Origin of the sequence: Paenibacillus sp. FSL R7-0333, from assembly GCF_038000365.1 — a bacterium.
Taxonomy (GTDB): domain Bacteria; phylum Bacillota; class Bacilli; order Paenibacillales; family Paenibacillaceae; genus Paenibacillus_AQ; species Paenibacillus_AQ silagei.
Genome location: NZ_JBBOBZ010000001.1, coordinates 3751660 through 3778231, shown reverse-complemented (window position 1 = coordinate 3778231; position 26572 = coordinate 3751660). Strand labels below are relative to the sequence as shown.

Genomic DNA, 26572 nt, shown 5'->3' with positions numbered 1-26572 from the left:
AGCCATTGAGTGCAGATCTGATGACAGTAGATAGACCAGCAGGCATGAAGCGGCGTAAAACAAAGCTGCGCTACAATCAGAACGGGATTGCCCTCCTGTTCCTGTCGCCCTGGCTGCTGGGGCTGGTGTGCCTGACCCTGGGGCCGATGGCGGCCTCACTCTATTTTTCTTTTACAGATTACAGTATTCTGGAGAGCTCCAGATGGATCGGATTGGATAACTTCACCACCATGCTCACTGCAGATCCGCTATTTATCCAGTCGCTTAAGGTGACGTTTATCTTCGTATTCGTGTCGGTGCCGCTGAAGCTGATGTTTGCCCTGGCGGTCGCCCTGCTTCTTAACAAAGGCATACGGGGCCTCGGCATCTACCGGACGGTCTATTACATCCCTACGCTGCTTGGAGGCAGTGTTGCTATTGCGATGCTGTGGCGCAAGATGCTCGGCGGCGATGGGCTGCTGAATCAGCTATTGGCCATGGGGGGGATACAGGCGCCTGACTGGGTATCGAATCCCAAATACTCGCTGTATTCGCTGATCCTGCTGTCGGTATGGCAATTCGGCTCGTCGATGATCATCTTCCTGTCCGGGCTGAAGCAGGTGCCGCCGGAATATTATGACGCCTCCTCGGTGGACGGTGCAGGCAAAGTGGGGCAATTCCTGCACATTACGCTGCCGGTGCTGTCTCCGGTTATCTTTTTCAATGTCATCATGCAGACGATCACCGCCTTCCAGTCGTTCACCCAAGCGTTCATTATCAGTAACGGCAGCGGGGGACCGGTGAATTCCACCCTGATGTATTCCCTGTACCTGTACAAGAAGGGCTTCTCCTTCTTCCAGATGGGCTATGCCTCGGCGATGGCCTGGGTACTGGTGCTGCTGATCGGGGTATTCACACTCCTGCTATTCGGCAGCAGCAAGCTGTGGGTGCATTATGAAGATGGGGGGAAATAAGCTATGGATACAGGCAGCGCTTCGAAAAGTGCCATATGGCTCAAGCACTTCATCATCTGTCTGATCGCCTTTGTCATGCTGTACCCGGTGCTGTGGCTAGTAGGCAGCTCGTTCAAGCCGGCGAATATGATTTTCTCGGAAATCTGGTTCTGGCCCCGGCAGTGGAATTTCCATAATTATGTCAGCGGCTGGTTCGGGTTCCAGGGCAGCTCCTTCGCCCGGTTCCTGCAGAACTCGGCTCTGGTCTCTCTGGGGGCCGTGCTCGGTAATGTGATCACCTGCTCCATGGCGGCTTATGCGTTCGCGCGGCTGAATTTCCGGTTCAAGGCACTGGGCTTCGCGCTGATGCTGATGACGATTATGCTCCCGCTGCATGTGACCCTTATCCCGCGTTATATCCTTTTCAACAGCCTGGGTTGGGTGAACACCTTCGCGCCGCTGATTCTGCCCAAGTGGATGGCGACGGACGGCTTCTTTATCTTCCTGACGGTCCAGTTCATCCGGGGTTTGCCGAAGGAGCTGGACGAAGCGGCAACGATTGACGGCTGCGGGCCGGTGCAAATCTTCAGCCGGATTATTATTCCGCTGGCGCTGCCTGCGCTGATCACGACGATGATTTTCACCTTTATGTGGACCTGGGATGATTTCTTCAGCCAGCTCATCTTCCTTAGCGATATTGGAAAATACACCGTGCCGCTCGGGCTGCGGCTGTTCCTGGACTCCAGCTCGCAGTCGGATTGGGGCCCGATGTTCGCCATGTCGGTGCTGTCGCTGGTGCCGTGCTTCATTCTCTTTATCACGCTGCAAAAGTATTTCGTGGAAGGAATTGCGACATCCGGCCTGAAAGGATAGAATCTTGGGAAAAGCATAGGGATGGGGCAAATGCAAAAAAGAATGCTCGGCACCTGGCTGCTGCGGATCAGGCGGAGCAAGCTCTCCACGCTGATGGCGGCCAGTATTATTACGTTCAATCTGATCTTTCTCGGGTTCATAGTCCTGCTGGCGTACCGGACCTTCTCGGACGTAACCTTCAGCGAGATCAGCACCACCAGGCTTGCCCTGCTGAATGAGAGCACGAAGCGCGGCTTCGACTTCATGACCAATGTGTCAGGCACCGCCTACTCTATTGCCGCGAACAAGAACGTTATTGAGGGGCTGGAGACTACGCCTGGCTCCAAGTATCAGATGATCTCCAGGAGGCGGGAGATTACGGAGATTCTCCAGCATTCGCTGGTGCTGAACGAAGGGGTAAGCTCAATTGAGATTTACAGTGACTTGTTCAGCGGGGTGCCGCAAAGCTCCACGGACCTTGTCTTTCCTGTCTCTTCGATTAGGAACGAGAGCTGGTATCCCCAGCTGAAGCAGGCGGATTCACTCTGGGTTCCCCTGGAGGGCAGCGGCGGCGAAGACGAGCCTTATCTGATCGGCCATATCCAGCATCTGTTCGGAAATGAAGGCAAAACGATCGGCTACCTCTATATCCGGCTGTCCGCAGACGATATCCTAAAGCAGTTCAAGGATATCCCTGCTGTGCTGGACGGTCAGATTCATCTGGTGGATACAAGCGGCAATCTTCTGCTGCTGGTGAACAAGGAGGAGGGCTCTGCCGGCAAAACTTTACTAGATGCGGACTGGCTCTACCAGCATACGTATGAGGGCAATGAAGGCTATGAGCTGCTGAACAAGGACGGACAGTCCTATCTCGTCCTGTTCTCCAGACCGAGCACTATCTCCTGGCGGCTGGTTCAGGTCATCCCGACCCGTGAGTTGCTGCAGGAGGTTCGTAAGGCGGACAGGCAGGTGATCGGGATCGGCCTGCTCTGTCTGCTCCTGTCGGCGCTGCTGGCGTACTTCTTCATCCGGAATATGATCCGTCCGGTGCGCAGGCTGATTCAGGAGATGCGGAAGCTGGAGCGCGGAGATTTCCGGGCCAGTATGAGTGAGTCGCTGACAGAGGAATACACGCAGATGTCTTACGGCTTCAACCACATGGTGAACCGGCTGCAGGAGCTGGTGCAGAGCGAGCGGGAAGCAAGCGCCGCGAAGCGGGAGGCTCAGGCAGGGCTGCTCGAGGCCCAGATCAAGCCGCATTTCCTGTACAACACACTGGATATGATTCACTGGAAGGCAATGGATTACGACGCCCAGGATATCAGCTACATGATTACCCAGCTTGGCAAAATGCTGCGCATCGGCCTGAGCGGCGGCAGAATGCTCATTCGTCTGCGCGACGAGCTGGAGCATGCGCGGTGTTATGTCAGCATCCAGCAGGAACGGCTGCCGATTGCCATTGAGTATACGGAGTCGATTGCGGACCCGGCGGTCCGGAGTTATTTCATTCCGAAGGTCATTCTCCAGCCGCTGATTGAGAATTCAATTATTCATGGCAGCCGGGAGCCTGGCTCCGGCCCTTTGCAGATTCATCTGGAGGTGCAGGAGATTAAGACGCCGGGAAGGCAGCCTTACTTGCAAATCACACTGCTGGATAACGGCCGGGGCTTAGAGGAAGGCTGGTCGATGGAGCAGGTGAGCGGCATCGGCACCCGGAATGTGATGAGCCGGATTCAGTTGTACTGCGGGGAACCGTATGGACTATACTTGGCCAACCGGCCGGAGAGAGGGGTTGCGGCTATGATTACGCTGCCAGTCATTGAGACGGAGGAGCAGCTGGAACGGCTGCTGCGCGATCAGATATGAGCCGCTCTATACTGCTGGTGGATGACGACCCGCATATTCTGAAAGCCCTTACGAGACATGTGGGCTGGGAGAAGCTGGGCCTGACCCTGGCTGGAACAGCGGTCAACGGCCATGAAGCGCTGGAGCTGTTCCGCAGGCTCTCCCCCGATCTGGTGATGACCGATGTCTATATGCCGGGCATGGGCGGGCTGGAGCTTACAGAGGCGCTAAGGGAGCTGGCCCCGGAGCTGCCGGTTATTATCTTGAGCGGCTACGAGGAATTCGAGAATGCCCGGCAGGCGATGCGCTGGGGCGTCAGCCATTTCCTGCTGAAGCCGGCCCGGGTAGACGAGATCGAAGCAGTGCTTCGCGCTGTGCTGCTGGATCTGGATGCCGGAGAGCAGAAGAAGCGGCTGGAGGAGCGTTATCAGCAGGAAATCGGCCGCACGCTTCCTTTTCTGCGGGAGCGTCTGCTTATGGAGCTGTTGACCACCCGCTACAGTGCGGAGGAATGTTCCGAGGAGCGGCTCGGATATCTCCAGATTACCCGTCCGCAGCGGCTGGCGGCGGCCAGCATCCAGCTGAACCGGCCTTCGCCGCTGCATAAGCTGAAGGAGCGCGAATGGCAGCTGCTGCGCTTCGGAGCGGGCAATATCTGCCGGGAGACACTCCAGCACAAGCTTGCCGGACATCCCTCTGTGCAAGGTCATGTACTGGACTATTCCGACGATCTGCTGGTGGTGCTGCTGCTGGACCGTGAGGCGGGAGAACCAATCCCGGTTCTGAAGGAAGTAGTGCAGGAGACGATGGATAAGATCCGAAATTACATTCAGCTTCAGGCCTATGCCGGCATTGGTTCGGTCAAATCTGCCATACATGAACTGATCGATTCTTATCTGGAGAGCAGAGAGGCGCTTGCTTCCGCGGAGTTTCAGGAGACCAGTCCCATCTATGCCTATGAGCCGTGCAAAGCCACCAACCCGTGGACGCTGGAGGACTATTCCCGGCTGCTCCAAGAGTGGAATGAGGTGCTGCTGTGCAGGGATTCCTCAAAAGTATGGGAGACCTGGGAGATCATCTTCGGCAGGCTCCGGCAGGAGGACCAGAATAATATTCAGGACATACAGACGGTGTGTGTCGGGCTGTTCACTACGCTGATGTATTACTGGAATGCCTGCTGCCCGGGCCGCACTCCCCCTATGAGCATGTCCGAATTCCTGCAGGCGGTGACGGGCTACTATACCTGGAGAAGCTTGACGGAGTGGATGGGCCAGATGATTCCGGCATTCCTGAACGCAGCGTTCACCGAGATGAATGTCAAGAAGAACCGTCTGGTAGAGAGCGTCAAAAGCTATGTGGAAGCCCACTATACCCAGGAGATCAGCTTCATGGGCCTCGCGCAGGAGCTGCATGTGCATCCGAAATATCTCAGCCAGCTGTTCAAACGGATCAGCGGTGAGAATTTCGTCAGCTACCTGAATCAGTACCGGGTGGACCGGGCCATCGAATTCCTGCAATCCGGCCAGCATATGGTGTATGAGATCAGTGAAATGGTCGGCTTCAACAACCCCGCCTATTTCAGTCAGGTGTTCAAGATGATTACCGGGCGCAGCCCGAGTGATTATTTGAAGGGGTGAGGGTGGGGGGCAAGTGCAGGTGCAAGTACTATATAAATTGAACTAGTGGTTTTTTATGTTTTGGGAATAGCCGTGACTCCAGAGAAGTTTTGGACTTCCGGCCGCTGTTGTGTTTGAATTTCCTGATTTAAACCGCGTTACGCGGTAGAAATTCAAACACAAAGGCGGCGCTACCGCTCCTCCAGTTCCAAAATTCCCCTCCGCCACTTTTCCTTTAACTTGAATTTTTAGTTCAATCTATATAGTAAACCCCTGTAGCTTTGCTCCGCTATTGCAGCCCGCAGGGTGAGTATAGTATATTCTTATGGAGACACAAACGAACGTTCTCATTGCCCGGCAGGTTACATCAAGTTGCGGTGTGGTGACAGACGCTCTCATCCAAGATCTTGAGGAGTTAGTCTCTCAAGGTCTTTTTATTGATTTATGGCGGTACGCCGGCGGCGGGTGCATTCCTGCTGTGCGACTGTGCGACTCTATAGACAGATGCTTCAGATATTTTAGCGGTTATGCGGACTGAGAATCCGTTATTTCTTCAAAAAGCTACTTTATGAGGCCCGAGCGGACACAGAAGCGCTTATTTGGGTTATTTGGCCCTGAAATGAGACGATATTGTCTAATTAAGGGATTCTGTGCTCTTCTGTCAATAAAGTGGACGCCAATTAAACGACTGTCTGGTAGTAAAGTTGCTCAAAACGCACTGGCGACATGTATCCCAGAGTACTGTTGGAACGCTTGCGGTTGTAAAACAACTCCAAATACCAGTATAGCTTTTGGTAGGCCTCTTCCTTGGTTTTAAACTTCGGATGACTGTAGATCAACTCGCGCTTCAGAATGCTGTGGAACGCTTCTATACAAGCATTATCGTAGCAGTTGCCCCTGCGGCTCATACTCGCTTTCATGCGATAGGTTTGGAGCTGTTTCCGGTAGTCCTTGGAGGCATACTGAGATCCTCGGTCGGAGTGGTGTATCAGGTCCTTCCCAGGCTTTTTCGCCTTGTAGGCCTGCTGGAGGGCGCCTAGAACCAGATCCGTGGTCATCCGGTCACTGAGCTTCCACCCGACAATCTGTTTCGTATACAGGTCCAGAATACTCGCCAAATAGAGTTTGCCTTGACGACACGGAATGTACGTAATATCGGCCACCCATTTTTCATTTGGCCTTGTGGCCGAAAAGTCTTGCTGGAGTTCATTGGGCGCAATCGGCAGATCGTGATTCGAGTCCGTGGTCGTGACCCGGTATTTACGGGCCATACACGAACGTATCCCTTGCTCGCGCATGAAGAGGCCGACGGTACGCTCGGAGACCTTCCAGCCCTCCCTTTGGAGTTCCCGATGAATCCTTGGGCTGCCGTAGGTGCCCCCTGAATCCTGGTGATACCACCGAATACGCTGAATCAGCTTCTCTTTTCGCTCGAGTCGTACCGGCTGCTCTGCCGTACGCCATTTGTAGTACCCGCTTCGGGATACCTTGAGGACCTTGCACATCTTCTCCAATCGAAAATCCGAGCGGTGATCTTCGATAAACTGGAACCTTAGTTCTTTTCTTTGCTGAAGATGTGCAGCGCCTTTTTTAGAATGGCCAGCTCTTCTTTCAGGTCCTCGATTTCACGTTCTTTGCGGTGATTCTCCGCTTCGGCATCCTTAAGCGTCTGTTCGATCTGACGCATTTTCTCCGGGTGGTGAATGGCCTCCTGGTCGAATTGGCGGTACTGAGAGATCCATTGGTGAATCGTACTCTTGGGGATATTCAGCTCCTCACAGATATCCCCAATACTCTTGGTCTGCTCCTGCACATATTTCACCGTCTGCTTCTTGAATTCTTCATTGTATCGTTGCCGTCGTTCCCCCACATTGGACACCTTCCTTCGTTAAGCCTATTATCCAGTGTCTCTTAACGTGGCGTCCACTTTTTATTCTAATTGCACTGAGTCCGCTTGACTGTCATATTTGCCGGATTTGTTCGGAATAACGGAATCTCAGTCCGGCAGAGCGGGATAGGAGTAGCGGGGAGTAAGAGTAGCAAGTATAGTAACTTTATTAACTGCTCCAATACATGACTGGAGCGGCTGCATCCGCTGCATAGGGTATATGATATAATGTGAGAATTACCAAGACATACGGGTGGGGCGATGAAGCATGGCTAAAGACAGGCAGGGGCTGCATTTCTCGGAGCTGGTCTGGGAGAGTACGGAGCAGAATGTGGCGATTCCGCCGCGCGGTACTGTAGATGAAGGCAGCCGGAAGCCTAAGTCAGAGCCGGTTAAGAAGACAACGTCCGGTTACGATACAGTCCAGCTCCAGCTTTGGGATATGGAAGAGAGTGTGGAGCCGGTAACCACTACAGAGAGCGAGTTCGTCCAGCGTGCACGTGAGCTTATAGAGCACAAGGAGCCTGCGGCGCTGTTCGTCCCGTTCAAAAGCTATTGGCCCACCTACGGGCATATGACCGGCGCGCAGAGCAGATGGTATTTCTTTTGGCGGGATGAAGTCCGGCAGGGGAGATACCCGAAGACCGATCTCTCATATATCTTCCTGCATATCTATGAGCTGATTAACGGTGTGGGCTGGGACGAGCCTCAGGAGGGCTGCCGTCAGCTCAGTCTGCTGTGGGAGGCCTACCGTGATAGTTACAAACGTCTGGATCAGTACCTTGGCGGGTGGATTGCGGATTTCTCTTTTGTCCATAAGCTGGATATCCCTCTCTCGGAGATTGTGGCCCGTTCGCGCGGGCTGGCCGGGGATCTGGCTGAGCTTGAATTGGTCCGCTGCCTGTCGGCTGCCCCGGAGCAGCTTAGGATCGAGGTACTGAGTGTGATGTCGGACTATGATATCAGCAAGTCCAAATTCTATACCGGCGAGGGTAAAATCGCTGCGGATCGTTATATTCCCCAGGTTGTAGCCCTAATTGATGCTTATGTCGCGCGGAAGCATGGCTCGAATCTAATCACGATGTTCCCGCCTGCCCCTCCTGTCGTCCGTGAGCGTTATTTGTTCCGCAGCGCGGTATACGATATCTCCCTGTATGGCTATTCTGTTCTTGTGCCTGTTATCCGGGTCAGCAAGTCCCCGCCGCTGCGCAGCCTGATTACCCGGCTGTTCCGGCTGACCGAGAATAAGCTGCGGGCGCTGATGGGATACCGGGGAAGACTGAAGGATGTCCGGGTTGATGCCGATATGGATGATCTCGTCACCCGGTTCCTGGAGCGTGAATTCCGCAAGGCGGAGCAGGAAGAGAAGGGACCGGCAGTGGTCATTGACCAGCAGAAGCTGGAGCAGTTGGCAAGCGACTCCGAGGTGGTGCGTTCCTTGCTTACGGTGGAAGACACCGGGGAGCCGGGTCATGAGGATGACGCGGAATGGATAATTGAGTCTGAAGGAGCACATGGAGGAGCCGGATTGGCCGGTATTAGAGCTGATGGGGATGCGGCTGAGAGAGTCGAATCAGCAGGTGAGGAAAATGATGGGAATGCGGAACGTGATTCCGATAACTCTGCAAAAGCTGAAGAGCAAGCGGGCCGGATGGCTGGTGGTGAGCGGATCGAGCGGGACCATGAAGAGCCTTCAGGAAACCACCTGTCTGCCGGACAGAAACTTGCCGATTCTCAGCCGCCAGCCTCAGATAGCGAAGCGGACCGCTGGACGCTGTTCGCTTCAGAGCTGACTCCGCTGCAACGGGAGGCCGTGCTGACGCTGGCAGAGGAGGACGGTTCTGCGAAGGTGCAGCGGCTGACTGCGGGAGCAGGAACGATGGCAGAGCTGCTCTACGATGAGATTAATGAGCTGGCAATGGACAGTCTGGGAGACCTCATTATTGACGGGGAAGAGCTGACCGAAGAATGTCTATCCATGCTGGACTATATAAAGAGGTGAAATTCGTAAATGAACCCACTCAAAATACCGAAGCGGATGACCACCGCGCTCGTCAATTCGCTGACAGCGGGAGTTGTACCGCGTATCGGTCTTGAACATATCGCCGTCGGCCGGCGGCCGGAGGTGGAGGCGATTCTCCGCGATATGGAGAATATCGCCGATGGCGGAGCTGCCTTCAAGCTGATAACAGGCAAGTTCGGCAGCGGTAAAAGCTTCCTGCTCCAGATCATCCGCAACTATGCGATGGACCGTGACTTCGTGGTTGCCGATGCTGACCTGTCGCCGGAGCGGCGGCTGGTCGGCACGAAGGGCCAGGGGCTCGCCACCTACCGCGAGCTGATGAGCCATCTCTCGACCCGGACCCGCCCGGATGGAGGGGCGCTGGAGATCATGCTGCAGAAGTGGATCATGACGCTGCAGCAGGCGGTGATGCAGGATAAGGGCTATGGCCCTGATGCGCCGGAGCTTGGCGATGAGGTCGGGCAGCGCATCTATTCGGTGGCCTCCGAGATGCGCGGTCTGGTGCATGGCTTCGACTTCGCCAAGGTGCTGGCCTCCTACTGGAACGGGCACAAGCTGGCCGATGACGGGCTGAAGCAGGATGCCCTGCGCTGGCTGAGGGGAGAGTTCCCGACCCGCACGGAAGCGCGGAAGGCGCTCGGCGTTGGTGTCATCATCGATGATGACAACTGGTATGACTACATGAAGCTGTGGGCGGAATTCACCGGAGCCATCGGTTATAAGGGCTTGCTGCTGTTCATCGATGAAGGGGTGAACCTCTACAAGATTACCAACAGCATCTCGCGGCAGAGCAATTACGAGAAGCTGCTGACTATGTTCAATGATACGATGCAGGGCAAAGCAGAGCGGCTGGGCATCTTCGTTGGCGGTACGCCGCAGTTCGTGGAGGACCACCGGCGCGGTCTGTTCAGCTATGAGGCCCTGCGCTCCCGGCTGGTGGCCGGACGGTATGCAGGCAGCGGGCTGAACAATTACACAGGGCCGATTATCGCGCTGGACATGCTGTCCCATGAAGAGATTCTGATCCTGCTCCAGAAGCTGCGGGATATCCACGCGCTGCACTACGGATATGAAGCAAGACTGACACAGGAGCAGCTGGTGCATTTCATGGAGGAGGCGGTCAACCGGCTGGGAGCTGATGAACTGCTCACCGCACGAGAGGTGGTGCGGGACTTCATGGATCTGCTGCATACCCTGCACCAGCATCCGGAGCTTTCATTCGAGAAGCTGGTCGGGGAGCGGACTTCGCGGCCTGCCGAGACGGAACAGAATGAGCTGGACGGCTTCCTGGCGGAGTTCGACCTATGAGTGATAATCCGTTCTACCGGCTGGCCCCGTTCATCAAGGAATTCATCTACAAGAACCGCTGGGATACGCTGCGCGAGGCGCAGGTCGATGCCTGCCGTGTGCTGTTTGACACGCCGCATCATCTGCTGATCGCTTCAGGGACGGCTTCAGGCAAGACCGAAGCAGCTTTCTTCCCGGCGCTTACGGAGCTGCACCAGCGTCCGTCTGCATCGGTAGGTATTCTATATATCGCGCCGCTGAAGGCGCTGATTAACGACCAGTTCACGCGGCTGAATGATCTGCTGCGTGAAGGGAACATTCCGGTCTGGCACTGGCATGGCGATGTGCCGCAGGCGGACAAGACCAAGCTGATGCAGAACCCTTCAGGGGTGCTGCAGATCACCCCTGAATCGCTGGAGGGCCTGCTGATGAACCGCCCGAATGCGATCCCGGCCCTGTTCCATGATCTGCGCTTCATCGTTATCGATGAAGTTCATGCCTTCATGGGCGCGGACCGCGGCATTCAGGTGCTGAGCCAGCTGGCGCGGATCTCGCGGATGGCGGGCTGTCATCCGCGGCGGGTCGGCCTGTCTGCGACCTTAAGCGACTACGCCTCCGTCACGGAGTGGCTGGCGGCAGGCACGCGCGAGAGCGTGGAGGTCAGCGCGCCGCAGGGCGGGCGCAAGCTGCGGCTGAGCGTGGAGCATTTCTCGTTCCCGGATGCGCGGAATGAAGAGGAGGCCGAACACCTGGAGCGGGCGCGCCAGGCTTACTATGGCTTCATCTATGATCACACGCATGTGAAGAAGGCGCTCATCTTCACGAACAGCCGCACCGATGCCGAAGAGGCCATCCTGGAGATGCGGCGCATTGCCGCTAAGCGCGGCGAGCGGGATGTCTTCCATGTGCATCATGGAAGCATCTCCGCGATGCTGCGCGAGGAGACCGAGGCCACGCTCCGTGAGGGCGCAGGGCCGGCTGTGGCTGCAGCGACGCTGACGCTGGAGCTGGGGATTGACCTGGGCGAGCTGGAGCGGGTACTCCAGCTCGGCGCGCCTTATAGCTGCGCGAGCTTCGTGCAGCGGCTGGGCCGCTCGGGCAGGCGCGGGGACGCCGCCTCCGAGATGATCTTCGTCACGCCAGAGGAGGAGGACGAGGAGGCGCAGCTCCCGGCGCGCATGCCGTGGACGCTGCTGCGGGCCATTGCCGTCATCGAGCTGTACGTACGCGAGAAGTGGGTAGAGCCGCTGGCCGTGCGCCAGCTGCCGGTCGGTCTCCTGTATCATCAGACGATGAGCATTCTGAAGAGCATGGGCGAAGCAGAGCCGGAGGAGCTGAAAGAGGCTGTGCTTAGCCTGCCGTCCTTCCGCAGCATCGATCCCGCTGATTATGATGACTTCATGGAGTACATGCTGGGCATGGGCCATATCGAGAAGATGGATGAAGGCAGCCTGCTAATTGGAATGGCTGGCGAGAAGATCGTTAACAACTTCCGCTTCTATGCGGTATTCAAGGACGATGAAGAGCATGTCGTCTATAACGGAACCGAGGAGATCGGGTCCATTACCACCGTTCCGCCTCCGGGCTACTGCTTCACACTGGCAGGCAAGCTATGGAAGGTCGAGGAGGTGGACAACCGCCATAAGGCCGTTTATGTCAAAGGCTCACGCGGTAAAGTGGATACCTTATGGCTCGGCGCAGGCGGAGATGTCCATACCCGGATTATGACGAAGATCCGCGAAGTATTAGGATCTACGGCTCTGTACCCATACCTTGCACCAAGCGCGGCCGCCAGACTGGAACGGGCCCGCAGGCTCGCGAAGGAGAGCGGACTGCTGACGCGTTCCGTTCTGCCAGCCGGGGGAGACTCCATGTTCATCCTTCCGTGGGCTGGCAGCCGCCAGTTCCGTACGCTGGAGCGCCTTCTCAAGAACAATCTGAAGGAGCCGCTTGGCTTGCGCTCGGTCGTGCCCATGGAACCGTATTACATGGTAGTCGCCGGTAAAGTGGATGCAGAGAAGCTGGAGGATGAGATTATCGCTGAGACCGCTGCCGCTACGGATGCACTCGCGCTCCTGAAGCCGGATGAAGCCCCTTACCTCGGCAAATATGATGAGTTCATCCCGCATGACCTGCTGCGCAAAGCTTTTTCGCTCGACGGCCTTGATGTGCCGGGTCTGGTCGGTGTGGTCAAACAATGGAAGCAGCCTCCGGCATAATTGATATAGTGATAGCCAATATGCGGAGATGTCTCTCGCTTATACAACAAGAAGCAGTTGATCCTATCGTGATCAACTGCTTCTTGTTTAACCACGGAAATTATACAAAGAACTACGGTATAATTAGAAAAATATTATATGGTGGGTGAGGATTCTATGGAAGCAAAAGCGTTAGAGCGTTTACCAGATCCAACAATGTTACAAAAGCTAATGAAAATCAAAGCATCACTGAATATTATTCTTTGTCAGGAGGAATGGCTTCGTTACCATAGCTATGTTCAAGATTGGAATGAGGGTGTTTCTATGGCGAAAATAGATAATGGATCAGGGGATCATCTGTTTATTTTGTTTTCTCCTGAAGGCTCCATCATAAAAGGCTTCGATCACGAATCTGAATTAAGCCCATATGCACAAGATGAACATAAAGTATGGCAAGGGATTTATGATGACGTCCCAAAGGAATTATTATCATTACTTGAAGATGATGCAATTGAAAAAGAAGATGTGACTTTTTGTATTTGGCGTAAAAACAGTGACACTAGCTGGCACAAAGGAAACGTTGAGATTCCAGAAGGTACAAGTGATGGTTCTGATTTTTTATTGGGCTGTATATTCCATACACCAGAGGATTTTGTGGAATTTGCAACAGGTTACTTTGAATTATCCCTATCCTTAGAGGTTGTTGCAAAAATCTACGAGGATCTCCTCATTACGGAAGAGATGATCCATATCTTGAATTCCAGCTGTGACGTAAAGGAAGTTCTTCAAGAATTAGAGCTATTACGCTTAAGAGGTTAGTGAGATTCGCCAGCATCCTGGAACCACACCGTTACTCTAACGTATAGACGTTTAACCATTATTCAAATTATTCCATTATGACGCATACAGGCGGAGGTGAACCGGACTGGAGTATTTATACGACTTGATTCAATTGGCATTCTCCATCGCTTTTATCTATTCGTTAGTGTCGATACCCCTTACCTACTTTTCTTTGCAGGAGATCCACTGGGGTCATGAACTTGCTGCACCCGGTTTAACCTGGTCTGTATCGGTCCGGCTGTCGGAGCCGAGCAGTATTCAGCGGTGGATCGCACGAACCGCCAGGCGTAGAGAAGCACCTGATGAGGATGACAATAGTCCTTTCCTACATTGAGATCCATACATTCAATTAGGGAGGGCAACAATGAACAAGATGAACCTGTATCCAAAATGGGCCAAGCCCCTTCTCGTCCTAGCAATGGGACTTATTACGGCCATAGTGCTTAGCGGCTGCTCAGCAGCATCCCAAACCAGCCCGATTAGTGCGGATTCCCCAGGGATATTCAACCACTTCTTTATTTATCCGTTTTCGTTCTTAATCCAATTCTTCGGAAATGCCTTTCAAGGAAATTACGGTTTATCGATTGTGCTGATGACGCTCATCATCAGGCTTGCAATCCTGCCGCTCATGATGAATCAGACCAAGAAGCAAATGGCTATGAGAGCAAAGATGGCCGTCCTCCAGCCGGAGTTAACGGAGCTGAAGGAGAGGTATAAGAACAATGCCAGTGCGGATGCCGCTAAGCAGCAGCAGGCCGAGATGATGCTGCTCTACCAGAAGCATCAGTTTAATCCGTTAAGTATGGGCTGTTTACCGATGCTGCTCCAATGGCCGATCACCCTCGCATTTTATTACGCCATTCGCCGTACCCCAGAGATTGCCGCACACGATTTCCTGTGGTTCAACCTGGGAACCGCAGATATGATTCTGCCGCTTATTGCCGCTGCGGTCTATTACGTGCAGTTCCGCGTATCGCAATCTGCAGCTGTACAGAATCAGCAAAGCCCGGGTAACCAAATGGCTTGGATGGGATGGCTGTCACCGGTCATGATGGGACTGTTCTCGTTTCAGGTACCCGCAGCCTTGCCGTTATATTGGGTGGTTGGCGGGATATTCATTATCGTGCAGACGGTCATTCTGAATATACTGTACGCGAAGCCGGACTTACAAAGTAGTTGAATCTGGAAGCAGCCGATCTAACGTGATCGGCTGCTTTTACTGAAGATGCACTTCAGAAATTAGCAAAAAGCAAAAAGAAGCGGAGGGGAAATTTGGAACTGTAGGAGCGATAGCGACCGCCTGAAAGCTTTCCGCAGGAAAGCTCCCTTCTGAAGCATCAGCAGTCACCGGATTTCTACCACGAACAGTGGTTTAAATCAAGAAATCTGGTGACAACAGCGGCCGGAAGTCCAAATGTTCACCGCAGTGACGACCAAGCTTAGAGTTCAATTCTTTAGTGCTTTTTATAAAAATATAAATAGACGAGGTGACTCCAAGTGAATTCACTTATAACTGTAAGGCTAGCGTCCATAACAGATGCTGAGGCACTGTCGGGACTCAATCAAGAGTTCAACGGCGGCGTCCACAGATCCCCGGCCCGAATTATTGAACATCTACATACTAACCGTAACGAACTGATTGCCGTAGCCGAGTTGAACGGTAGTATCATCGGTTTTGGCTGCGCTCAAAGCCTGTATTCCTTTTGCTATGAGGAGCCCTATGGAGAAATTACAGAACTCTATGTGCAAGATACCGCCCGAAGAAAGGGAGCTGCCAGAGCTATCATTACTTGTCTGGAAGACGAGCTTAGGTTGCGCGGAGTGAAACGGGTCAAGGTATTGACGGGTAGAAGGAACACTGCGGCTATTCGGACCTACGAAGATTGTGGCTATGTGAAAGACGATGAGCAGATGTTAGATAAAGAGCTGACGAACGAAGCCCGCCCAAGCATACCCTAGAAAAAACAAACCTCATTTCTGCAGTTCCCACCTTGCCCGGAAGCGCTCTACGCGATGATAATTAGCTTATCACGACAGAGGGGGCTTTAATGAATGGTCAACAGAAAAATGAAGCAAACCGCCACCGTCGCGTTCGCCGCGCTAATGGCAGTAAGCCTTGCCGCATGCGGGAACTCGAACAACAACGCCAATTCCAAGGCTAAGGACACCGCCGCACCGAACGCCGCCACAGGCAGCGGCAATGCCGCTGCTACAGACGCTCCGAGCGACAAGAAGGTAACCATTACCTTCCAGAACATCTACCCTGACCCTGCAACACCGTCTTACAAAATGATCCACGAGCTGACTGACCAGTACATGAAAGAGCATCCCAATGTAAAGATTGAGCTGGATACGCTGAACACGGATCAACAGAAGGTGAAGCTGAAAACACAAGCAGCCTCCAAAGAAATACCTGATATTACGATGGTTAACCCTGCCGCTCAAATGAAGCCCTTTGTAGATGCAGGATTATTAGCCCCGCTGAATGATGTGCTCGATCAGAATGGACTGAAAGATACGTACCAAGCGGGTCTGCTCGACTATTACAGCTTCGATAACAATGTGTATGCGCTTCCTGACGGCAATAATATTGAAGTGGTCTACTACAACAAAGACTTGTTCGCCCAAGCCGGAATTGCAGAACCTCCAACCACGTTTGAAGAATTACTGAAGGACGTTAAGCTCTTAAAAGACAAAGGGATTACTCCACTGGCTATCGGTGAAAAGGATTCGTGGACCGGCTCGTTCCTGTTCATGAACATCCTGCTTCGTACAAACGGCGGTCCTGGCTTCCTGAAAGACGTAGTGGATGGCAAGAAAACATTTGAAGATCCTGCCTTTGTTGAAGCGGTAGACGCGTTCCAGCAACTGGTAGCAGCAGGCGCATTCCCTGACGGGGCAACTTCCATCGATGCAAATGCCGGCGGGAACATTTTCAGATCCGGTAAGGCAGCAATGTGGGTTATCGGTACTTGGGAGACGGGCGCGAATGATGCTTCTTCTGTAGCCGGTAAAGTGGGAGCCTTCCAATTTCCTACTGTTAACGGTAAAGGTGATCCGAACGAATTCATGCTTGCACCGGGCAGCGCATTTGCCGTGTCTGCAAACAGCGAGCATCTGAAGGAAACGAAGGATTTCCTGAACTTCTTCGCTTCTGAATATCCTAAAAAACAGTTCGAACTGAAGAATGCTGTAGGGATCGGGCAAAAGGTAGACGGTGACCTGAAAGCTGCCGGTTACTCCGAGCTGGCTATCACTGTGGCCGGTCTGTTCAACCAAGTAAAAGGCGGCGATCTGTCCTTCGACAACACGATGAATCCAGCTACTTCACAAGTCCACCTCAGCAGCATTCAGAATCTGTTCGTTCAAAAGATGGATTCCAAGGCGGTAGCCAAAGAGCATCAGGCCGCATTTGAAGCCAATAAATAAGCCTAAGACTTCAGCGTTTCGTATAATCTAAGCTTCACTCAATTTACGCCATCTAACGCATTCCCTGCAATCGTATAGCCGTCCTGCTCGATGCGAAGCCAGCTGATTCAGGCTGCTTCGCATCGGGTTTATCATGCACTTTTTAAAGTTAATAGCATTAATCATTAATGATATGAATCAGTATATAAAGAAGAATCTGCTTGATTAGGAGGCGGGAAAGATGAAAGTCCTTAAGGTTCCGGCATACACAATCGCTGCCTTCATATTGCCATGTCTGCTGCTCTATGTGTGCCTGGTATTCGTTCCCATACTGGTCTCATTATACACGGGCTTATTGAAGTGGGACGGTCTAACGACCTCTCAGTTCGTCGGCTTCGGCAACTTCAAGAATATGTTCTGGAATGACCCGGTGTTCTGGCCCTCTGTTCGGAGAACGCTGCTGTACGCCGTGGCTTCCATGCTGGAAATCCCGCTCTGTCTGGGGATGGCGATCCTGCTGAACCGCTATCTGCGCAGAGCCAACACGCTGGTGTCGATCTACTTCACGCCGGTCATCTTATCAGTCGTTATTATTGGACAACTCTGGAAGACCATCTATAACCCTACTTCGATGGGGGGGATGCTGAACGGTGTGCTGGTGTCCCTGGGGCTGGAGAGCTGGACGCATAACTGGCTGACCGAGCCTAATATCGCCATGTATTCTCTGTATCTGGTGTCCCTGTGGCAGTATTTCGGCTACCATCTGCTGATTCAGTATACCGGAGTGCAGAACATTCCCGACGAGCTGTACGAAGCGGCCAGAATTGACGGGGCTGACGGCTTCAAGGCGGATCGTTACATTACGCTTCCGCTAATCATTCCGATTTTCAAAATTTCGATCATCCTGGCGTTTATCGGGTCCCTGCAAGCCTTCGACCTGGTCATGGTCATGACTGGCGGCGGTCCGGCGCATGCAACGGATGTCATCTCCACCCATATGTATAACAGCTCCTTCTTGTCCTTCAAGTATGGCTACGGCAGCGCGATTGCGACGTTCCTCGTGGTGGTCTGTCTCATTTTTACCGGCATCATCAACATGATCTTCAACCGGCTTGAGCGAAAATTCGAATAGGAAAGGAGTGCGCGGACCATGCGTAAGCTTAAAAAAGGAATCGTGTATCTTCTTTTTGCCATTCCTGTCATTACCCAGCTCTACCCGCTACTGTGGCTCCTGCTATACTCTCTGAAGACGAATGAGGAGATTCAGGACGGGAGCTTCTTTTCTTTACCGCGAAAATTTCAATGGCATAACTACTACGAGGCTTACACCTCGGGCAGTTATCTGAAGTACCTGTCGAACAGCGTGTTCGTTACCGCCCTTACGATGATTTGTGTCATTCTGCTGGCTTCTATGGCAGCCTATGCGATCTCCCGGTTCCGGTGGAAATACGGCAATGTCGTGATGACCATTTTCCTGATGGGGATGATGATTCCGATGCAGGCCACGCTGCTGCCGCTGATGATTATTTTCAAAAACATGCATATTCTCAACACCCACTGGTCGCTGATTCTGCCGTACATCGCGTTCTCGACTCCCATCGCCGTGTTCATCTTGAGCGGCTTCATGAGAGCTATTCCACATGAGATCGAAGAATCGGCGTTCATCGACGGGGCGAGCGTGTACCGGATCTTCCGCAGCATTATCCTGCCGGTGTCGATTCCGCCTGTCATGACCGTATGTATCTTAACCTTCATCAATATCTGGAACGAGTACATCCTGGCTGCTACGTTCATCTCGTCAGAGAAGCTCAAAACCCTTCCATTCGGGGTCTATACCTTCGTGAGCCAGTATTCGGTCAACTACGGGAATATCGGGGCCTTCCTGGTGATGGGCGCGCTGCCGGTCATTCTGATCTACTTCTTCCTGTCGAATCAGATTACCAAAGGGATGGTGGCCGGAGCGGTTAAGGGGTAGGGTAAGGCATGCTGAATTCCCTCATTGCATAAAAATGGAAAAGTTTTATAATAGGAAACGGCAGAACAGGTGCGTAAAGGGGAGAGTCTTATGAAGCTCGGCTTTCATTCCATTCATCATCGGTTGTTCTTGCTGTTTCTTTTTTGCATGTCCAGTATTCTGCTTATTGTCAGCCTGCTGTACTATAACCGGACTACAGACCAATTGCATGAGAAGATCGGTGATTTGTCGCAAAAAAACGTCGCCCAGAGCGCAGGCCTATTCACGCTTCTCTATAAGGGGTATGACGCCTTGTCCAAATCGCTCAGCAATAACTTCGAGATGATCCGCTTGATTAATGAGAAGACGGACGGGCCGGCGGTGGCCTATATCAATGAGCAGACGGTGACGAATATCATCGGCTCGATTTTTTATTCGCGGGACGATCTGGTGGGTATTCATGTGATCACGGACCGCGGCAAGATCTACAACTATGGCAACTATATGAATGTGGTCGATCCGAATTATAGGCAGGAGGACTGGTACCGGCAATTGCAGGCTTCCTCAGGGAAAATGGTCTGGCTCGGGGTGTACCCGCACTCCCTGATCGACCAGGTGGAGGACAGTCCGGTCTTCGCCTTCGGGCGGCAGCTCTATGACCTGAATGAGCATAAGCCGATAGGCATCGTGCTGTATGAGACAGACCCGCAGCCGGTGCTGGACGCGCTGGAGAATCTGAAGCTGGGCGCGCACAGCCAGGTCTACCTGATGTCCCCGGATGGACGGTTTGTCACCTCGGCCACAGATCCGCAGCCGGACGCTGCCCGTCTGCCTAAGCTCCCCGCTTCGGAGCATGTGATGGTTCAGCAGGAGCGCGGCCAACTGGTTGTGGCGTCTAAGCTGTCTTTCTCGGGCTGGTGGGTGATGAGTATTACGCCGGACAAGGATCTGAATGTGGAGCTGGTGGAGATGAAGCGTTATCTCTTGATCGTGATTTCGGCGCTGATCCTGGTCTCCACATTAATTGCTTCCATTGTATCGAAGACCATCTCTTCGCCGCTGAAGAAGCTGATCCGCGAGATGCGGCAGGTGGAGGTGGGGAATTTCCGCGGCATGGTCAAGGTCTCTTCGTATCAGGAGATTAATATTCTGGTCGCTTCCTTCAACCGGATGGTCCGGCGGATCGAGGAGCTGATTGAACGGGTCAAGCTGTCCTCGGTCAGCGAAAAAAATGCGGAGCTGCATGCCCTGCAGTCTCAGGTGAACCCGCATTTTCTATACAATACGCTGGATATGATCTACTGGATGCTCGACGAGGAGGGCAATGAACAGCTTGGCGAGCTGGTGCTGTCGCTGTCCTCAATGTTCCGCTACAGCAGCCAGTGGGAAGACGGGGCTGAGGTGAGCCTGAGGGAGGAGCTGGAGCAGATCGGGCATTACCTGAAGATTATCTCGATCCGTCTGGAGGGCCGCCTCGTAATCGTGACGGATATCGATGAACGCTGGCTGAACATAAGGGTCCCGAAGATGACGGTGCAGCCGGTCATTGAGAATGCGGTCAAGCATGGACTGGAGCCGCTCTCGCGTCAGGGGATTCTTAAGGTATACACCCGGCAAGAGGACGACCACCTTGAGCTAATTGTGGAGGATAACGGGGACGGAATGAACGGGGAGCAGCTTGCAAGGCTACAGGAGTCGCTGAATGTGGATGGTCCGGATAGTTCTGGCTCCAGTGGCAGAGAAGGCGGCAAAAGCGGGATCGGACTCCAGAACCTGCACCGCCGCCTGCGGTTCATGTTCGGGGAGGGCTATGGTCTGCAAATTCAGAGCTTCCCCGGTGAGGGGACGCAGGTGGCGATCGTGCTGCCTATTCCAGTGGAAGGAGAGCGACCAGGATGAATATTCTTATAGCCGATGATGAACGGGCCATCCGTGAAGGCATCAAGCGTACGATTAAGCAGATTAGTGCAGAGCATCAGGTGTTCGTGGCTGAGCGGGCGGAGGAAGCGGTGAAGATTCTGGAAGAGCAGCACATCCATATCGTGCTGACCGATATTCTGATGCCGGGCATGAACGGGCTGGAATTCATGAAAATCTCGAAACGCCGGTATCCGTATGTGAAATGGATTGTCATCTCTGCCCACAGCGAATTCTCCTATGCCCAGGAAGCGGTCCGGCTGGGGGCACGGGACTATCTGCTCAAGCCGATCGGCAAGCATAAGCTGACCGAGCTGATCGACAGCCTGACAAGCGAAATCCAGCAGGATAACCAAATCTCGCGGCAAGGCGAGCGGCTGAAGGCCAGTCTGCGGTTCCTGCGCGAGGGGGTTTTTCAGCGGCTGGCCTCCGGGCTGGATATCGGGAATCTGGACATCGACGCGTTCATTGAAGATTATCACTCCTTCTATCTGGTGATGGTTCAGCTGGAGGCGGGGGATCAGAGCGCCCGGCTGGAGCATTTCATTGTTGAGAATGTTCTCTCCGAGCTGATCGAGCGGTATGGGCGGGGCTTCGTGGTCAGCTATGACCGCCAGCACCTGCTGGGCCTGATCTCACCGGGCGAGAGCGTCCGGGTAGAGCAGTTCCAGGAGGAGGTGAAGACGCATCTGACGCATTATTTGAAAATCCCTTTTCAGATGATCTATTCCGGGCGGAGCTGTGACTTCCATACAGTGCCGCAGATCGTGAAGCGGATGCGGGAGGCTTCGGCCTTCCAGGGGCCGCCGCTTGAGCCGCTCAAGGGGAGTGGAGAGAAGGCGATTGAAGTCGCGCTGCACTACATTAAGGAGCATTTCTACGAGGAGCTGTCGCTGGAGAGAATCGCTTCGGTGGTGTTCTTGAATCCGGCGTATTTCAGCCAGCTGTTCAAGCAGAAGACGGGGCAGGGGTACAAGGAATATGTCACCTCGCTGCGGCTGGAGCAGGCGAAGCTGCTACTACTGAATCCGGGGCTGAAGCTGGCCGATATCGCAGAGCGGGTAGGTTACCAGGACATGCGCCATTTCACCCAAATGTTCCGCAAGAAATACAACCTTACCCCCACAGAATACCGCCAGCAGGAGAGCATCAGCATTCTTAGGAGCAAGGGTACTCTGTGAGGATGTCTACGACTTCGATTCTTCCGTTAATCAACAGCTCTGGGAGCGTATTATTGTAATTACCTTTCCAATATTCTCTGGCTTGTTCGATTTTACGGGAGAATGGGGCCCCGTCTTCCTTGGGCAATAGACTGCCGTCACCTTCAAAAATAGCTCCAGTGACCTTAAGCTTCACGATCTGCAGCACTTTCCGGTGATACGAATCGAATATGCTTTTCCACATCAGGGCGTCTTCATAGCTCTTTGCTGCGTATAAGCAAGACAAACGTGAAGGATACTCAGGATGTTCCTGTAACCTTACCATTTCAACGATCACCTCTCGAACCGCTCGGATGGTCTGCTCCGCATACTTAACCGTAACATCTGCATCCTCTTTATCCAATTTCAAACCGTCATCAGTATAATTGCCGTGCAGGATTTGAATAACGTCTTCCCCTTTGGCATTCAACTGTTCTTGCTCAAAAAAGAAGCGATACAAGGTGTTTTTTTGCTGGTTGTCAAAATGAATGATTTGATTCAGGGCCATCTTCTTCCGGGTTACAATGTGGTAAACGTATCTTTCGCTTGCTTGCATAGTCTGCCTCCTGTAGATATGGTTGATTACACTAATTCAATCCATCAATAATTAACCCAGTGCTCCAGCGTAACAGCGCGGGTAAGGCCAATGGATTCGGCGAGGCGGATGGAGGCGAGGTTGTTCTCCAGCACCTGGTACCTGGGAATGTAGCCCCGTTGCAGAGTGTGGAAGACTGCTGTGCGGACTACGCGCTGTGCCAAGCCTCGCTGTCTGGCAGCTTCTATGGTACGCACACCGCCAATCTCCCAGATTCGTTCCTCATTGCGGTACACCATACATGTACTGAGTGGCGTATCCCCGTCAAATAACGTCACAGCGAACGCCCCGTCTGCAAAATACTGCGTGATCTCCTCTAGCGAATAATCATTCGCCATCCACAGCGGCAGCAGCCGTTCATCGATAGCTTCACTGACCGTGCAGGCCTCATCTGCGCTGAACCCCTGGCCTTCGGCCGAAGAATAAGAATATAGACTACGGACCCGCCGCAGTGCGAAATACGGTTCCAGCGCCTGACGGTACGCATCCTCCTGAAGCTTGAAGACCAGGTTGGCGTCCCGCGGCAACCGCTTCAGCAGGGCAGGGAAGACCTCAGGACTGCTGTAGTCCATCAGCACAACGGTGTCAGCCTCCGGGTAGGTCCGGTGATCATAGCCGAAGGTAGTGGCAGGCATAAGCAGCAGCACGCCCCACTCCTTCTGCTGTTCAATCAGCACACTGTCGATCTGTGCATGATAAGCCGTCATCATTTTGAGCAGCGTAACATTCTTCAGCGGATTCCGGCGTAATCTTTCCATTATGGCTGTATAGTGACTCATGCGGGATCACTCCTTTTGCTCAGATTCATCGATTGTTCAATGTCATCCAGACGCTGGAACAGACGCTTATATTCAGATAACATTGCGGGATCATCTACCGGGACACTGGACCTGTAAAAAAGGATATCGCCCGTCCCCTCGTTGATCCGGCCCTCCGCTTCAAGGAGCTGTTTCAAATGTCTGGCGGTTCCGAGACTGCCCGAGATGAAGTCAACCGTATCCGGGAATATCTTCCGCAGGCTTCCCTCGAAGTAGGGGAAATGGGTACATCCAAGAACCACTGTGCTGTACCGCTTAAGGTCCAAGTGGGCCAGCTCACTTTTCAGATAGGGAATAATTCTCTCTTCGTCAAAATCAAAATGCTCCGCAAACTGAACCAGCCCGGGCAGCGGCAGACTGTCTACAATCTCCCCGTGATCAATGCGGTGCATCAAATCATGATACTTCTTCTCCTGCAGCGTTAAGCGGGTGGCGAGTACCAGCACCTTCTTCTGCTTGCCCTCCGATTGTTCAACCGCAGGCTTGACTGCCGGCTCGATCCCGAGGACCGGGAAGTCATACCGCTGCCGCAGCTCTTCGATCACGATGCTGGTGGCTGTGTTACAAGCGATAACCAACGCTTTGATATGCTGCTTGGCCATGAATTCCACCGCTTGCAGGATGTACTCCCTGACTTCGTCTTTCGTCTTCTCCCCATAGGGCACATGGTCTGTATCTGCATAGAAGAGGTAGTCCTCTTGCGGCAAGAGCTTAAGCGCCTGATGAAGCACGGTTAACCCGCCAATTCCGGAGTCAAAAAATCCAATTCGCATATGTCCACTCTTTCCGTCATTATTAAAAGGATTCTATTATTCTATCATTAGACTTATTGTAGAACTATAGTGTATGGATAAAATCGAAGGAGGAGAGGGATTATGGCTGAGAAGACTAAGGTTGTAGAGGTGGTTCCGTATGATCCGGCCTGGAAGGCGGAACATAGCAGAATTGAGAAGCGGATGCTGGAGATCGCCGGAGATCTGATTATCGCAGCGGAGCATGTGGGCAGCACCTCGATTGAAGGATTGTGGGCCAAGCCTGTGATTGATATCGATCTGGTGATGGAGAGCTATGACCAGCTGCCGGAGATCATCCGCAGACTGCAGGCGTTCGGTTATGAGCATCAGGGTAATCTGGGCATTGAGGGCCGGGAAGCCTTCAAGAGCAACCAGGATGACGGATTCATGAAATACCATCTTTATGTATGTCCCAAGGACGGCAAGGGTTACGTGGAGCATATCCGGTTCCGTGATTATCTGCGCAGCCATCCCGCTGCCCGGGAGGAATATCAGGCGGTTAAGCAGCGGCTGGCTGAAGAGTACCGTTATGACATTGATGCCTATTGTGACGGGAAGACGGCGTTTGTGCAGTCTATTCTGCGGAAGGCGTCACAGCAGCAAGAATGAGGTAAGGTTACCGGGTAGGGGTCCAGAATCCCTCAGCGGACGGCTTGTCTGGCAGCACTGCCTCGTATACACGCATTCCCGCCGGGTCATAGAAGCCGAATGTCCTCCAGCCGTTAAGCTGAGGGGAACCGAAGCAGATATGCAGCTCACGGGCTGTATTGTCACAGACCATGGACCATAAGGTGCCTAAGCCTTCGCTGTAATGGTGACAGCAGATCCCTTCGGGATATTCGCGTCCTGCGGCAGCTTTCATGGCTGCTACAGGATCGATAGGGGTGTTATCGTCCATAAGTGCTGCACGCAGCGCGTCATATCTTGTCCATGAGTTCTCCATGACTTGCTGATTGTGTAGCTGCATGGAGGGCAGGGTGTAATGGTTCGCCGAGAGCACAAGCTGGCTTGTGCTTAAGCTGGCAGCAGCCGGATGATATTGGATCGCTTTCCCGGTACCAGCCGTCTCCACAAGGGCGATGTTCCCTTGGGCGTCAGAGATCAGGAAGTTTCTGTAGTCAGCCACCGGCATGCTGCGCATGAGCTGGACCGCTTCTTCCGCGGTAGTACATTGATCCAGCAAGGCCCGGACTACGCCTGGAAAAATAAAGCCCTCCCCGGTCATCTCCGGCCGGACTCTCCCCGAGGTGGTGGTTACGGTAAGCCCTGCCTCATTCATCCCGTCATAACGCCCGAACAGCTGCAGCGCAAAGCCGGTATGCGCCGGTTTGCCCTTCACCCGGGTTGTGCTGAGCAGCAGCTGATTATACGGCTCATCCTCCCAGCCAAAATCATAATTACGCATATGACAGATATGTCCGCTCTGTTCCCCACTTGCTCCAGTTCGGTAGGCTGCCTGTGTGCAGTGGCCCGGTGCCTGAAAATAGGAATAATAGAATACGACATGGGCGGCCTCTACGCCGGTCTCATCGGCGAAGCCTTGAATTTCTTCATTCAAGCCGGGGCAGTAGCGCTCGAAGCTCTCCATGGCTTTGTCCGCAGCATAGGGAGTCAGCGGGGAGGCTCCCATGAAGGGGGAGGACAAGAAGGATAGCATGGCGGAGTTATTCTTATGATGGGCGCCCAAGGCGCGTCCGACCTCATAATGAGTGCCTTCGGTAACGAGATGTGTAAATTGTGCGGTCTTGCGCTGTAACAGGGGATTAGCATCCATGTGAATGTTCCTTCTCTCGGTTATTCTCTGCGCAGAGTAGGTTCATTATAAGGGGCCTATAGATCAGGCGGCAAAGCCTGATGCGCCCCAAATCCCCGGATGCGCAGCCAAGCGGCGAAGCGCAGTTATGAATTAGTCACATTTTCACTGGAATAGAAGGAAATACTTGTATTATTGAGGTTTTTAAGGTAAATTATTGGTAAGACTTTCGGATTACAATTCTTCCGGAAGTGCAACCTAATACTTGGTATATGCAAGCCGAAGAGGAGCATTTCCCCCAAATGCTCCTTTTTGCGTGGGCAGGCTGTTAAGGTGCGAATGAAACGGTCTGAAGCACATAGCGGATGAGGAAGAAGGCAATGATCAGTATGGAGAAGGCGCTTAGCAGAAAAGAAACAATCTCTCTACCTGAACGTTTGGTTCGCCGCATTACGGTCACCTCGGAGTATAGGAATGGATTAGCCGTCACAGGTTATGCTCTATCCATCCATATTATACATAATTATTCCAGGACTGTAATACAAGCCAAAACAGGCTGTGCAGACCAGACTTATGTTTGTTATTGCTGCCCAAAGTAAGTTAGAATGAACCTACGCCAAAACAGCTTAGAAATCATTTACTTCAATGGAGGC

At 53.2% G+C, this 26572-nt stretch carries 23 protein-coding genes; 16 read left to right on the top strand and 7 right to left on the bottom strand.

The window, feature by feature from the left end; genetic code table 11:
* Positions 1–44 precede the first annotated feature (44 nt).
* From MKY86_RS15690 to MKY86_RS15675, 4 genes are read left to right on the top strand one after another with little or no spacing between them, the layout of a single operon-like run.
* Entirely contained in the window at positions 45–953 is a 909-nt protein-coding gene (locus MKY86_RS15690) for a carbohydrate ABC transporter permease (protein WP_076086211.1), read from the top strand.
* A gap of 3 nt (positions 954–956) precedes the next feature.
* Complete coding sequence (locus tag MKY86_RS15685; RefSeq protein WP_076086200.1) at positions 957–1805, top strand: carbohydrate ABC transporter permease; 849 nt, start codon at positions 957–959, stop codon at positions 1803–1805.
* 30 nt (positions 1806–1835) lie between these two features.
* Entirely contained in the window at positions 1836–3650 is a 1815-nt protein-coding gene (locus MKY86_RS15680) for a sensor histidine kinase (RefSeq protein ID WP_340827167.1), read from the top strand.
* Complete coding sequence (locus MKY86_RS15675; protein ID WP_076086206.1) at positions 3647–5266, top strand: response regulator; 1620 nt, start codon at positions 3647–3649, stop codon at positions 5264–5266. Before MKY86_RS15680 ends, MKY86_RS15675 begins: the two co-directional genes overlap by 4 nt.
* Positions 5267–5925: 659 nt before the next feature.
* Here MKY86_RS15675 and MKY86_RS15670 read toward each other — a convergent pair.
* Together MKY86_RS15670 and MKY86_RS15665 are read right to left on the bottom strand one after the other, a co-directional pair.
* Positions 5926–6786: an IS3 family transposase gene (locus tag MKY86_RS15670; protein ID WP_340827831.1), complete on the bottom strand. Its 861-nt coding sequence runs from the start codon at positions 6784–6786 to the stop codon at positions 5926–5928.
* An 11-nt stretch (positions 6787–6797) separates the two neighbouring features.
* Positions 6798–7115, bottom strand: a complete 318-nt coding sequence (locus MKY86_RS15665) for a transposase (RefSeq protein ID WP_076086950.1) — start codon at positions 7113–7115, stop codon at positions 6798–6800.
* A 286-nt stretch (positions 7116–7401) separates the two neighbouring features.
* Between MKY86_RS15665 and MKY86_RS15660 the strand changes: the two genes are divergently transcribed.
* The 11 genes from MKY86_RS15660 (at position 7402) to MKY86_RS15610 (ending at position 21941) form a co-directional block, all read left to right on the top strand.
* Positions 7402–9135, top strand: a complete 1734-nt coding sequence (locus tag MKY86_RS15660) for a TerB N-terminal domain-containing protein (protein ID WP_076085731.1) — start codon at positions 7402–7404, stop codon at positions 9133–9135.
* 9 nt (positions 9136–9144) lie between these two features.
* On the top strand, positions 9145–10464 hold the full coding sequence (locus MKY86_RS15655; protein ID WP_076085734.1) for an ATP-binding protein: 1320 nt from the start codon (positions 9145–9147) through the stop codon (positions 10462–10464).
* Positions 10461–12662, top strand: coding sequence for a DEAD/DEAH box helicase (locus tag MKY86_RS15650; RefSeq protein WP_076085737.1), 2202 nt, complete (start codon positions 10461–10463; stop codon positions 12660–12662). The genes MKY86_RS15655 and MKY86_RS15650 overlap by 4 nt, the downstream gene beginning before the upstream one ends.
* Positions 12663–12818: 156 nt before the next feature.
* Positions 12819–13460: a hypothetical protein gene (locus MKY86_RS15645; protein WP_076085809.1), complete on the top strand. Its 642-nt coding sequence runs from the start codon at positions 12819–12821 to the stop codon at positions 13458–13460.
* 385 nt (positions 13461–13845) lie between these two features.
* Entirely contained in the window at positions 13846–14661 is an 816-nt protein-coding gene (yidC, locus tag MKY86_RS15640) for a membrane protein insertase YidC (protein WP_076085740.1), read from the top strand.
* 317 nt (positions 14662–14978) lie between these two features.
* The gene (locus MKY86_RS15635; protein WP_076085743.1) at positions 14979–15440 is read left to right on the top strand and encodes a GNAT family N-acetyltransferase; all 462 of its coding nucleotides are present in this window, start codon (positions 14979–14981) and stop codon (positions 15438–15440) included.
* Positions 15441–15533: 93 nt separating this feature from the next.
* Positions 15534–16910, top strand: coding sequence for an extracellular solute-binding protein (locus MKY86_RS15630; RefSeq protein ID WP_076085746.1), 1377 nt, complete (start codon positions 15534–15536; stop codon positions 16908–16910).
* A gap of 220 nt (positions 16911–17130) precedes the next feature.
* Positions 17131–18021 (top strand): carbohydrate ABC transporter permease, encoded by an 891-nt coding sequence (locus MKY86_RS15625; RefSeq protein WP_036726672.1) that lies wholly within the window; start codon positions 17131–17133, stop codon positions 18019–18021.
* Between the two features lie 18 nt (positions 18022–18039).
* The gene (locus MKY86_RS15620) at positions 18040–18864 is read left to right on the top strand and encodes a carbohydrate ABC transporter permease (protein WP_076085749.1); all 825 of its coding nucleotides are present in this window, start codon (positions 18040–18042) and stop codon (positions 18862–18864) included.
* Positions 18865–18954: 90 nt separating this feature from the next.
* Positions 18955–20742, top strand: coding sequence for a cache domain-containing sensor histidine kinase (locus MKY86_RS15615; RefSeq protein ID WP_076085751.1), 1788 nt, complete (start codon positions 18955–18957; stop codon positions 20740–20742).
* Positions 20739–21941 (top strand): response regulator, encoded by a 1203-nt coding sequence (locus MKY86_RS15610; protein ID WP_076085754.1) that lies wholly within the window; start codon positions 20739–20741, stop codon positions 21939–21941. The genes MKY86_RS15615 and MKY86_RS15610 overlap by 4 nt, the downstream gene beginning before the upstream one ends.
* On the opposite strand, the gene MKY86_RS15605 is transcribed toward MKY86_RS15610, so the two are convergent.
* From MKY86_RS15605 to murI, 3 genes are read right to left on the bottom strand one after another with little or no spacing between them, the layout of a single operon-like run.
* Positions 21919–22515, bottom strand: coding sequence for a DUF2441 domain-containing protein (locus tag MKY86_RS15605; RefSeq protein ID WP_076085757.1), 597 nt, complete (start codon positions 22513–22515; stop codon positions 21919–21921). The two genes, MKY86_RS15610 and MKY86_RS15605, sit on opposite strands and share 23 nt — an antisense overlap.
* 44 nt (positions 22516–22559) lie before the next feature.
* Positions 22560–23333 carry a GNAT family N-acetyltransferase gene (locus MKY86_RS15600; protein ID WP_076085760.1) on the bottom strand — a complete coding sequence of 258 codons (774 nt, stop codon included), beginning with the start codon at positions 23331–23333 and terminating at the stop codon, positions 22560–22562.
* Positions 23330–24145 carry a glutamate racemase gene (murI, locus tag MKY86_RS15595; protein WP_076085763.1) on the bottom strand — a complete coding sequence of 272 codons (816 nt, stop codon included), beginning with the start codon at positions 24143–24145 and terminating at the stop codon, positions 23330–23332. Before murI ends, MKY86_RS15600 begins: the two co-directional genes overlap by 4 nt.
* Before the next feature lie 102 nt (positions 24146–24247).
* Here murI and MKY86_RS15590 point away from each other — a divergent pair, with 102 nt between their 5' ends.
* Positions 24248–24775 (top strand): GrpB family protein, encoded by a 528-nt coding sequence (locus MKY86_RS15590; protein ID WP_076085766.1) that lies wholly within the window; start codon positions 24248–24250, stop codon positions 24773–24775.
* Between the two features lie 7 nt (positions 24776–24782).
* Here MKY86_RS15590 and MKY86_RS15585 read toward each other — a convergent pair whose 3' ends face one another.
* A complete protein-coding gene (locus MKY86_RS15585) occupies positions 24783–25940 on the bottom strand; it encodes a C45 family autoproteolytic acyltransferase/hydolase (protein WP_076085769.1) in 1158 nt (385 codons plus the stop codon).
* Between the two features lie 307 nt (positions 25941–26247).
* Positions 26248–26370: a hypothetical protein gene (locus MKY86_RS15580; protein WP_268748454.1), complete on the bottom strand. Its 123-nt coding sequence runs from the start codon at positions 26368–26370 to the stop codon at positions 26248–26250.
* Positions 26371–26572: the final 202 nt, after the last annotated feature.

Excerpts from the sequence above, each read along its gene's own strand:
- MKY86_RS15690 (WP_076086211.1), top strand. The coding sequence starts at position 45 with ATGAAGCGGCGTAAAACAAAGCTGCGCTACAATCAGAACGGGATTGCC.
- MKY86_RS15685 (WP_076086200.1), top strand. The coding sequence starts at position 957 with ATGGATACAGGCAGCGCTTCGAAAAGTGCCATATGGCTCAAGCACTTC.
- MKY86_RS15680 (WP_340827167.1), top strand. The coding sequence starts at position 1,836 with ATGCAAAAAAGAATGCTCGGCACCTGGCTGCTGCGGATCAGGCGGAGC.
- MKY86_RS15675 (WP_076086206.1), top strand. The coding sequence starts at position 3,647 with ATGAGCCGCTCTATACTGCTGGTGGATGACGACCCGCATATTCTGAAA.
- MKY86_RS15660 (WP_076085731.1), top strand. The coding sequence starts at position 7,402 with ATGGCTAAAGACAGGCAGGGGCTGCATTTCTCGGAGCTGGTCTGGGAG.
- MKY86_RS15655 (WP_076085734.1), top strand. The coding sequence starts at position 9,145 with ATGAACCCACTCAAAATACCGAAGCGGATGACCACCGCGCTCGTCAAT.
- MKY86_RS15650 (WP_076085737.1), top strand. The coding sequence starts at position 10,461 with ATGAGTGATAATCCGTTCTACCGGCTGGCCCCGTTCATCAAGGAATTC.
- MKY86_RS15645 (WP_076085809.1), top strand. The coding sequence starts at position 12,819 with ATGGAAGCAAAAGCGTTAGAGCGTTTACCAGATCCAACAATGTTACAA.
- yidC (WP_076085740.1), top strand. The coding sequence starts at position 13,846 with ATGAACAAGATGAACCTGTATCCAAAATGGGCCAAGCCCCTTCTCGTC.
- MKY86_RS15630 (WP_076085746.1), top strand. The coding sequence starts at position 15,534 with ATGGTCAACAGAAAAATGAAGCAAACCGCCACCGTCGCGTTCGCCGCG.
- MKY86_RS15625 (WP_036726672.1), top strand. The coding sequence starts at position 17,131 with ATGAAAGTCCTTAAGGTTCCGGCATACACAATCGCTGCCTTCATATTG.
- MKY86_RS15620 (WP_076085749.1), top strand. The coding sequence starts at position 18,040 with ATGCGTAAGCTTAAAAAAGGAATCGTGTATCTTCTTTTTGCCATTCCT.
- MKY86_RS15615 (WP_076085751.1), top strand. The coding sequence starts at position 18,955 with ATGAAGCTCGGCTTTCATTCCATTCATCATCGGTTGTTCTTGCTGTTT.
- MKY86_RS15610 (WP_076085754.1), top strand. The coding sequence starts at position 20,739 with ATGAATATTCTTATAGCCGATGATGAACGGGCCATCCGTGAAGGCATC.
- MKY86_RS15605 (WP_076085757.1), bottom strand. The coding sequence starts at position 22,515 with ATGCAAGCAAGCGAAAGATACGTTTACCACATTGTAACCCGGAAGAAG.
- MKY86_RS15600 (WP_076085760.1), bottom strand. The coding sequence starts at position 23,333 with ATGAGTCACTATACAGCCATAATGGAAAGATTACGCCGGAATCCGCTG.
- murI (WP_076085763.1), bottom strand. The coding sequence starts at position 24,145 with ATGCGAATTGGATTTTTTGACTCCGGAATTGGCGGGTTAACCGTGCTT.
- MKY86_RS15590 (WP_076085766.1), top strand. The coding sequence starts at position 24,248 with ATGGCTGAGAAGACTAAGGTTGTAGAGGTGGTTCCGTATGATCCGGCC.
- MKY86_RS15585 (WP_076085769.1), bottom strand. The coding sequence starts at position 25,940 with ATGGATGCTAATCCCCTGTTACAGCGCAAGACCGCACAATTTACACAT.
- MKY86_RS15580 (WP_268748454.1), bottom strand. The coding sequence starts at position 26,370 with ATGCGGCGAACCAAACGTTCAGGTAGAGAGATTGTTTCTTTTCTGCTA.